Source organism: Microvirga sp. KLBC 81, from assembly GCF_003075415.1.
Lineage (GTDB): Bacteria > Pseudomonadota > Alphaproteobacteria > Rhizobiales > Beijerinckiaceae > Microvirga.
In genome coordinates this window covers 1-1,882 of the sequence record NZ_QDAH01000217.1, presented here as the reverse complement: position 1 = coordinate 1,882, position 1,882 = coordinate 1, and the positions used below count along the sequence as shown (strand labels likewise).

Here is a 1,882-nt window from a genome sequence, read left to right as displayed (position 1 = left end):
TCGATAATCTGACTGCAAATGACAAAAGCGGGTAGCTTCGCCATTTGGGCTGGTTGGAATGGCATAGCGGATCTCGACGTCGCCGTCCGTAACAATCACCCGCACCACCAGCCACTCGATGAGCTGCCGTTTCTGCTCCCATGTCGCCTGCTCAAGCCCTTCCTGCACCCGGCGGCAGAACTCGTCGATACTCAGGCTCACGCGTGCGATCTCGCTCTGACGATCGACCTGCGCCTCCAGCTGCTGCCACTGGACCCCAAGGCTTTGGGCCTTCTGCTCCAAGTCGTGACGGCGCCGGCGATATTCCTCCAGGCCCACAACCTCGCTCAAATAAGCCTCGGTCAGACGCTCGATCTGCTGCTCCACGCGGACTTGCCCCCGCTTCAAGGCATCGCGCCGGGCTTGGAGATCCTGAGGCAGCCAATGCCCGCCATGCGCCCGCTCCAACGCGTAGCGGATGGCCTCCGGATGGGTCAGCAACCGGCAGAGATCCACCCAGACCAAGCTCTCAATCGGCTCGGCCGGAATAAAGCGCGAGCTGCACTTCGTCTCGCGATAGGAGTGGAGGGCCGTCAACTTGCCGCGACAGCAATAGTAGCGATATTGCGAATGTAAGCAGCGACCGAAGCAGGCCAACCCGCACACGCCGCAGCTGACCAAACCCCGCAACAGGTAGCGCTGAGCCGTGTTGTTGCGGCCTGCGAATTGCCGGTTCTGGGCGAGTTTGGCCTGCACGCGATCAAACTGCTCCTGGGTGACAATGGCCGGGATCGACGCTACGGCCATCCAGTCCTCCCGTGCTCGGATGCGTCGAGGCGTGGTCGTGCTCCCAATCCGGCAGGCCTCCTGAATCCGCCCCGCATACACCTCGCCGGTGTAGACGGGATTGGTCAGGATCACCCGCAGACCAGGCACACTCCAGCGTGTCCGGCTCCGCGGTGGCCTCACGGCGTCCTGATGCAGCTTCTTGGCCAAGCCATACAAGCTGCGGCCCTCGTCAGCATACCAGGCGAACATCTCGGCCACCACAGCGGCCTCGGCTTCATCCTGACGGACGCCGGCTGGATCGCGGGGGTGATCCGGATCGACGCGATAGCCGTACGACACCCGGACCCATGGCAACAGGACGCCAGCCTGCAGCTTGCGCAGCCGGCCGCGCCGCATCCGCTCGGCAATCAGGCTGCGCTCGTATTCGGCCACGGCCCCACGGATTTGCAGCAGAAGCTGATCGTGCGGATCCTGGCTCATCGGCCGGTCGAGAAAGTGGACCTGGCATCCGGTGGCCGTGATCTCCTCCAGCAGCAACACCTGATGCACATAGTTGCGGGCGAGCCGATCGGGAGCCGTGATCAGGATGCCATCCAGGCCCCGCATGGCCACGCGGTCCCGCAGCCGCTCCAGTCCGGGTCGCTTGAGCGTGGCCCCGCTGTAGCCGTCATCGCGGAAGACGTTCTCGGGCGTGACGGTCCATCCGTGCTGGCCTGCATGCGCCTGCAGACGCTCCAGTTGCTGGGCGAGGCCGTCCGCCTGGGCTTGGCGCTGGGTCGACACCCGGGCATAGATCCCGATTCTCATGCTTCCCCTCCTGTGCGGGAGGCGCGGGGTCGGCCGGGAGCGCGGCGCATCTTGGTCTGGTGCGGGTCCAGGCCATCAGTTGCTGATAGGTCCGGTCCCAGTGCCGCTGCCCGTCCGGATGGGGCTGCCACACGCGACGCACCCGCCAGTCCCGCATCGTCGCCTCCTGCTGCAGATCTGCTCTGCGGCACAGGGCAACTCCCTGGTTCCGGCTGGCGCAGGCGCAACGGCAATCGCCACCAGTTCAGCTTAAGCTGTCCAAAGCGGCTCAGGCAGAATTTGTCATTTGTGATTAGACCATCTCGAC

1 protein-coding gene is annotated in these 1,882 nt (G+C 64.6%); it reads right to left on the bottom strand.

Annotated features, from left to right (window positions below; translation table 11 throughout):
- A partial coding sequence (locus DC522_RS33300) for a recombinase family protein (protein ID WP_116532670.1) occupies positions 1-1,575 on the bottom strand: 1,575 nt, incomplete at its 3' end.
- Positions 1,576-1,882 lie beyond the last annotated feature (307 nt).